Here is a 7,099-nt window from a genome sequence, read left to right as displayed (position 1 = left end):
GCCGCCGCCCCCGAGCCGGGCGGCGCCGACCCGGCGGCCGGCGGGCGGCGGCGCCGCTTCGACCGGCTGGACCGCCGGCTGCGCACCACCGGCTTCGGGCGGCGGCTCCGGCTGAAGCTCCAGGCCACGGGGCTCGACCTGAGCGTCGGCGAGTACGCGGCCTACGTCCTGGCGGCGATGGCCGCGCTCTGGGCGATCGCCTCCGTGGTGCTGGCGCCGTTCTTCGGCCCGGTCTTCGCCCTGGTGGCGCTCTGGGGCGGCAACGTCTTCCTCACCTGGCAGCGCGCCAAGCGCACCGACCGGTTCATCGGCCAACTCCCCGAGCTGGCCCGGCTGATCGCCAACGGCACCGCCGCCGGTCTTGCGATGCGCACCGCGCTCTCCATGGCCGCCGAGGAGATGGAGGACCCGGCGGGCGCCGAACTCACCACCGTCGCCAACCAGTTGGCCGTCGGCCGCTCCCTGGAGGAGGCCCTGGGCGAACTGGGCGAACGGCTGCCGTCGCGCGAACTCACCGTGCTGGTGTCCACGTTGATCCTGGCCAACCGGGCCGGCGGCACCATCGTCTCCTCGCTGCGCAACCTCACCAACACGCTGGAGGAGCGCAAGGAGACCCGGCGCGAGGTGCGCACCATGCTCGCCGAGATCAACGCCACCGCCGTCACCATCCCGCTGCTCGGCCTGGGGGCGCTGCTGTTGATCAACAGCATGTCCCCCGGGGCCCTGGGGCGGGTCACCGGCAGCCCGGGCGGGCAGATCGCGATGCTGGTGGCGCTGGGGCTCTATGTGGTGGGCTTCGTGGTGGTGCGGCGCTTCGGGCGCGTCGATGTGTGAGGACACGGCGGGGACGGCCGGCGGGTGGCGCGGGCGGGCCGTTGACGTGGGGGCCGACGAGAGGGAGAACGCACGGTGGCACTGCTGCTCGGCCTGCTGATGGGCGTGGCCGTCTTCGGGATCGTCGCCGCGATCCGGATGCTCCGCTCCGGCACCCCGCTGCCGGCCGACCTGGCCCTGGCGCTGGAGATAGGCTCCACCCGCGTCTCGGTCAGCGGCTCCGCCGTGGACCGGCTGGGGATGCGCTTCGCGCCGCTGGTCCTGCGGCTGATGGGCCGCGCGGCCGTGGACCGCAAGCGGCGGCGGATCGACCTCGCCGGCCACCCCGGCGGGTTGACCATCGACCGGTACGCGGCGCGGCGCGCGGTCTACGGCGTCTTCGGGCTCTGCACGGCGACCCTCTTCGTCGTCGCCGGCTTCCCGCTCTTCGCGCTCTTCGCGCTGGCCTTCGGGGCGTTCGCCGCCGACGCGACCATCTGGCAGGGCGTGCGCGAGCGGCGCGAGGTGATCGACCGCACGCTCCCCGACTTCCTCGACGTGCTGGCCGTCGTCGTCTCGGCGGGGCTCAGCTTCCGGCAGGCGCTGGACCGGGTCTCCGCCCGTTACCAGGGCCCCTGGGCGGACGAGATACAGATCACGCTGCGCCAGATGGACATGGGCGTCTCGCGGCGCGAGGCGTTCGACGCGCTGCGCCGGCGCAACGACTCGGAGCCGGTCAACCAGTTCGTCACCGCGCTCCAGCAGGGCGAGGAACTGGGCGCGCCGATCGCCGACACCCTGGTGCAGATCGCCCGCGACATGCGGCGCACCGACGCCCAGAACGCGCGCCGCCGGGCCGCCAGGGCGATCCCCAAGGCGACGATGGCGACCCTGGTGTTCATGGTGCCCGCCACCATGATCATCATTGTGACCGGCATGATCCTCGGCTCGGGCACGGACTTCGGCGAGGTGCTCGGCCGTTGAGGCGGGGCCCGGACGTCGAGGCGGCGCCCCGCCGTTGAACGGCGCCCGGCCGCGCGGCGGTTGCACGGCGGTGTGCCGGCTGTTACCAACTCGTAGAAGAAACGGGACGAGTCACCGCGTAGGCTCGTCAGGGAGGGGGTGCACTCATGGCTGACGGCGACATCGATGTCACATACCAGGACATGCACGATGCGGCGGACTACCTGTTGGAGGCCAAGGACGAGATCCTGGCCAAGCTCCAGACGCTCCGCACGTACATCCAGGACCTGGTGCGGGACGGCTATGTGACCTCCGCGTCATCCGTCGCGTTCGACCAGTCCTACGACGAGTTCAACACCGGCGCGCGTGAGGCGGTGGAGGCGTTGCAGGGCATGGCCGACTTCCTGGACGGCGCGGCCGACGGCTATGCCGACCTCGACCGACAGCTGGAGGAAGGGTTGCGCGAATAGCCCCGGGTAGGCTGCTGGGGGCCCGTGTTCACACGGGTCACCGGCGCGGGGCGCCGGTGGTGTCGCCGGGGCGGAGCCGCTGGCGCGTGGAGAGCGGATGGGCCCGGGGGCCGGAGGGGAGCGAACGCCATGACCGACAAGTGGGTCGATGCCGTCACCGTCGAACGTGAGGGCTTCCGAATCAATGTGCCCGACTCCTGGTGGGAGTTCGACCTCAGGCCGGAGACGCGGGACAACAGCATCCGACGGATGGTGGACGAACGCGTCAGGGCCAACCCGGAGATGGGCGAGCACCGCGGGCTGATCGCCGGCTTCCTGCGCAAGCAGGCCAAGCACGCCTGGGACAACGGCTCGGTCTACTGCGGCTGCATGGCGCAGAGCTTCGGCGACGGGCCGCCCATCACCGCCACCGTGACCGTCTCCATGATCGGCGCGCGCACCTCGACCGGCGAGATCCTGCCCACCGACCCGGCCTCCATCGTCGGCCAACTCGGCAACCGGGAGGCGAAGAAGCCGGGCGACGCGTGGCGCGAGGTGTCCGTCGTCGAGATCAAGGACGTGGGGCGGGTGGCGCGCACCAAGGGCATCGAGGACATCAAGGTGCCCAACGACAGCAGGACCGCCCGCGCGGTGCTGATGCAGACGTTCATCCCCGTGCCCGGCGACCAGCAGGCGGTGGCGCTGGTCTCGGGAAGCAGCCAGGTGCTCGACCTGGCCGACTCCTTCTTCGACGTCTTCGACGCGATCACCTCAACGTTCCGTTTCGTCTGATCCAGCTCTTCGGTTTGTGGGTTTCTGGTTTCCGGTTCTCCAGGTTTCTGGTTTAGGGAGGGGAGGGGCACCTCATGTCCAGCGAAGACAGGCTTGCGATTCCGCTCGCCGAACTCCAGGAGTTCGCGCCGCAGTTGCGCTCCGTCAAGGAGTACATGAACAGGACGGGCGACACCTTCGACCAGTACAACGACTCCTTCGGCGACGACCGGATCGTCAGCGCCCTGGACGACTTCGTCAGCGGCTGGAAGGACGGCCGCAGTGACATCAGCGAACAGCTCACGGGGCTCGCCGAGATGACGGACACCGTGATCACCACCGTCAGCGACTACGAGGACGAGCTGGCCCGCAGCCTCCAGGAGGGCGGCGGAGGCGAGGGCGGTGGCGGTGGCGGTGGTGGCGGCGAGCAGCAGGCCGTCTGAACAGCGGGCCGTCTGAACCACCCCGGCCCGCGCGGACGCCACGCGCGGGCCGGGCCCGCCGGGGGCCCAACCCGCCACCCGCCGGCGCGGTTTGGTCGCCGGCCGGGGTGGGCACGACCTCCTTGCCCGGTGCGTCGCGCGTGTGACACCGGTCGACCTCGTCCCGGAACCGACCGGCCCGGCCGGCCAACCACGGGCGATGGCCGAGGTCTGCTGACCGACAGGCACCGGATGTGGCACAGTCAGTGCCGAAAGCTGTACGGGTTCGCCTGCGGGAGGGGGTCGGGCACAGTGTGTCCCACGGCCAACGGACGCCCCACGGGCGGCCGTTGCCCGCTGCTCCGGACTTCCGCACCCTCGTCCCCGCGCTACCGTGGTAGCCGGAGGGGCACGGCCACCGCCGCAGGCCCGGCTGAACCGGCGTCAGCCGGAGGAGAGGGACGCCATGAGCAGGCTGTTGTCGTATGTCAGACACACCATCAACGCACGACTCCGCCCCCACGTTGGCGACCGAGGCGCTGGCTTCGTGGAGTACGCGGGCCTGCTGCTCCTGATCGCGACGGTGGTGGTGGCGGTGGTGTCGTTGAACATTCACGTCGAGGTCGGGAACGCCGTATCCGATGCGGTGGGCGACATTCTGGAGTAGATCTCCGGTGGAATTCCCGTGGCGCGGTCTTTCCGCTGTATATCTGGATGATCACCGGTCTGTTGACCATCGCGTTCCTCTTCTTCGTGTTCGCCCAGGCGGCGGTGACCCGAGCCTCCGGACAGTCGGCCGCGGACGCGTCCGCACTCGCCGCAGCGCGTGAGGCGCGTGACCATCTCTACGAGGGCTTTCTCGAAGCGCTGGGCGACGATGACGAAGATCCCGGCGACATCCTCGACGGCGACTGGACCCGCACAGACGCCCCGTGTGCCGTGGCGGCCCCGCGATTCGCCGAGCGCAACGGCGCGCAGGTGACCAACTGCGAGGCCGATGAGTCCGACATGAGCTACACGGTGCGCGTGCGGACATCGGAACCCGTGGGCGACTCCATACTCCCCGGCACGGAGAACGAGTACGCGGAGGCAGAGGCGACCGCCGTGGTACGCGGTCTCTGCTCTCTCATCGGAGAAGAGGAGGACCGTGTCGAACTCAGCTGTGAGGAGAATCGCGACTGGTCCTTCGATCCCGGGGACGAGGACGAACTGCCGGATGCCCGGGACATTTTCCGTGTGTATTTGGAAGACTGACCATCGACGAGCAATCAGACAAAGGACAAGCGCCCGATGGACCTCCGTGATAGCAAGTCGCGTCTCATCCTGATCGTTGTCGCGCTGGGCGCAGCTCTGGTGATCGCCGTGGCAAGTTGCAGTGGCGGTGGCGACGACGACGGCGAGCCGGCCGCGACTCCCAGCGGTGAGAGCGAGGCCCCGGGAGACGAGCCGTCAGAGGACGACGGTGCCGGCGGCGACGAGGAGGGCAACGAGAACGGCGGTGAGGAGCCGGAGGTTCTCGCCGAGGTCACGGGCGAAGAGGACATCACTCTGACCATCACGAGCGCGGAACGTGAGACCGGCGGATTCCTGACGGTCGAGGGCACGCTGCGGAACGGTGGCGGAGACAGCTGGGGTGACATCGCCTGGGCCGGGGGAGAGCGGGAGCTGGCCGGCAACGCGTTCTCCATGGCGGGCGCGACCCTCACCGCGCGGGAGGAGGGGAAGCGCTACCTCATCCTCCGTGACACCGAAGGGCGTTGCCTGTGCACCAACTTCGGCCTGCGGTTGGACGCTGGCGACACCGTGACCTGGTTCGCCCAGTTCCCCGAGCCAGACCCGGAGACGACCGAAGTCGACTTCCAGATCGGGCAGATGCCGCCCGCCACCGTCGAGATCCGCTGATCGAGCACGCCAACCCCCTCACTTCCAGAGGACTCCAGAGAGGCCGAGAGATGCACGCGTACCGCCGCCCCGGCCGGGTCGCCGTGGTCGCCACGACCGCCGTCGCCGCGTGGGCGCTCGGCGCCCCGCTCGCGGCGGCCGACGACGAGGACCCCGTCGAGCAGCCGCCGGGCTACGAGGCCCCGCCGCCCCCCGAGATCGACCCGGAGGCCTCCGGCCTGATGCTGACCGACGGCGCCACCCTCGCCGAACCCCGCGTTCTGGACGTGAAGTTCATCGTCGAGGACCTGGGCGGGGCCCAGCCCGACGCCCCCGAGGACGAGGCGACCGAGAACCCCGACCCCACCGAGGAGCCGACCACGCCCCCCGAGGAGGAGGACGGGCAGGAGCCCAACGGCGGCGGCGAGCAGCGCGAGGAACGCACCAGCGGGCACCACAAGTTCACGCTCCAGACCGACGTCCTCTTCGGCCGGGGCAGCGACGAGATCACCGACGAGTCGCGCGAGGCCCTGACCGAGGTCGCGGCGGCCATCGAGGAGTACCAGCCCTCCACGGTGAACATCTTCGGCTTCACGGACGACATCGGCTCCTACGAGAGCGGCATCACCCTCTCCGAGAACCGCGCCCGCAACACCCACCTGGCGCTGCTGGAGTTGCTCAGCAGCCCGGACACCATCGACTTCAACGTCCGTGGCTACAGCGAGGACTATCCGCTCTACGACAACGAGACCGAGGAGGGCCGCCAGCAGAACCGTCGGGTCGAGATCTCCTGGCCCACCAGCGAGTGACTCCGAAGAGCTGTGCGCCGACGGCGGGTTCGGAACGGGCCCCCGCCTCGGGGGTCAGCTGTTGGGGCTCCACAGCGTCATCGTGGTCAGATAGGTGCGGAGGTCGTGGTTCTGCGGGTCCGCGGTGACCCGGTTGATCCACAGGAGCACCACGTTGTCCTCCGGCGTCTCCACGCAGAGCCCGGTGTTCTCCCGGAGGGTCCGATCCTCAAGGATGTCGTCGATGGCGATGAGGTGCGGAGCGGTCGGCTCGTGGGCGGCCTCGTAACACTCCTCGGCGGTCAGATCCCGTTCCTCGACCAGTCCGACAAAGCTCTGTGGATGGAACTCGATGCCCTGGTCGATCAGCCCAGGCTCGTCGCAGTAGAGGTACTGGAACTCGTCGTCCTCGCCTGGCCCCAGCCCCAGAGACCCCTCGCGGGGCTGCACGTTCATCCCGTCGAGATCGACCTCGACATAGTTGGCGCCGATGCAGCGGCCGCTTGAGTTGACGCGTACGTCCCGGTGAAAGATGGGTGCCACGATGTCGATGTCGACATCCGACTCCACCAACGTGTACTCCGAGTCCGGGTCCGTCTCCCCGCCCGTGCCCGAGTCGTCGTCCTCGTCGTCCTGCCCCGGGCTCTCGCCCGGTGGGGGGTCCTGTGAGGCATCGCCGGAGTCGCTCCCGGCGTTGTCCTCGCTTCTGGTCGCGTCGTCCGCCGCGTTCTCGTCGTCGCTCGGGCTGGCCTCGGGGTTGGTGGAGGCGGCCTCCGTGCCCGCGAACCTGATGGCCAGGCCCGCGCCGACCAGGGCGGCGACTACGGCCGTCGCGGTCAACAGGACGATCGTGCGCCGCGTGCGCGCCATCGCCTGCTGCTGCGCGCTCGTCGGCGGCGCCCCGTCCGAGCCCAGCGCGTTGGTCACCAGCGGAGGCGTGCCGGGCGGCGTGGCCGGCGGCGGGGGAGTCGACGGCTGCCCCGCCGGGGGCGTGGCGGGCGCCGGCCCCGCG

At 70.2% G+C, this 7,099-nt stretch carries 9 protein-coding genes and 1 pseudogene; 9 read left to right on the top strand and 1 reads right to left on the bottom strand.

Annotated features, from left to right (window positions below; all coding sequences use genetic code 11):
- The 9 genes from EBN88_RS27345 to EBN88_RS27305 all read left to right on the top strand — a co-directional run.
- On the top strand, window positions 1-834 hold an 834-nt coding region (locus EBN88_RS27345; protein WP_122399724.1), incomplete at its 5' end, for a type II secretion system F family protein.
- A gap of 75 nt (window positions 835-909) precedes the next feature.
- Window positions 910-1,797, top strand: coding sequence for a DUF5936 domain-containing protein (locus tag EBN88_RS27340; RefSeq protein WP_267902610.1), 888 nt, complete (start codon window positions 910-912; stop codon window positions 1,795-1,797).
- A 146-nt stretch (window positions 1,798-1,943) separates the two neighbouring features.
- A complete protein-coding gene (locus EBN88_RS27335) occupies window positions 1,944-2,246 on the top strand; it encodes a WXG100 family type VII secretion target (protein ID WP_122399723.1) in 303 nt (100 codons plus the stop codon).
- A 129-nt stretch (window positions 2,247-2,375) separates the two neighbouring features.
- Window positions 2,376-3,017, top strand: a complete 642-nt coding sequence (locus EBN88_RS27330) for a hypothetical protein (protein ID WP_122399722.1) — start codon at window positions 2,376-2,378, stop codon at window positions 3,015-3,017.
- 74 nt (window positions 3,018-3,091) lie between these two features.
- On the top strand, window positions 3,092-3,439 hold the full coding sequence (locus tag EBN88_RS27325) for a hypothetical protein (RefSeq protein WP_199742504.1): 348 nt from the start codon (window positions 3,092-3,094) through the stop codon (window positions 3,437-3,439).
- A 445-nt stretch (window positions 3,440-3,884) separates the two neighbouring features.
- Window positions 3,885-4,085, top strand: coding sequence for a hypothetical protein (locus tag EBN88_RS27320; RefSeq protein WP_122399721.1), 201 nt, complete (start codon window positions 3,885-3,887; stop codon window positions 4,083-4,085).
- A gap of 47 nt (window positions 4,086-4,132) precedes the next feature.
- Entirely contained in the window at window positions 4,133-4,672 is a 540-nt protein-coding gene (locus EBN88_RS27315) for a hypothetical protein (RefSeq protein WP_122399720.1), read from the top strand.
- Between the two features lie 36 nt (window positions 4,673-4,708).
- A complete protein-coding gene (locus tag EBN88_RS27310; protein ID WP_122399719.1) occupies window positions 4,709-5,320 on the top strand; it encodes a hypothetical protein in 612 nt (203 codons plus the stop codon).
- 50 nt (window positions 5,321-5,370) lie between these two features.
- Complete coding sequence (locus EBN88_RS27305; protein ID WP_122399718.1) at window positions 5,371-6,108, top strand: OmpA family protein; 738 nt, start codon at window positions 5,371-5,373, stop codon at window positions 6,106-6,108.
- Window positions 6,109-6,162: 54 nt separating this feature from the next.
- Here the strand turns inward: EBN88_RS27305 and EBN88_RS27300 are convergent.
- Window positions 6,163-7,099, bottom strand: a pseudogene (locus EBN88_RS27300) (hypothetical protein); the annotation flags it as partial.

Origin of the sequence: Streptomyces triticirhizae (assembly GCF_003696235.1) — a bacterium.
Taxonomy (GTDB): domain Bacteria; phylum Actinomycetota; class Actinomycetes; order Streptomycetales; family Streptomycetaceae; genus Streptomyces; species Streptomyces triticirhizae.
Note: the sequence above shows the minus strand (reverse complement) of the source record. Positions and strands in the feature narration are given on the sequence as shown.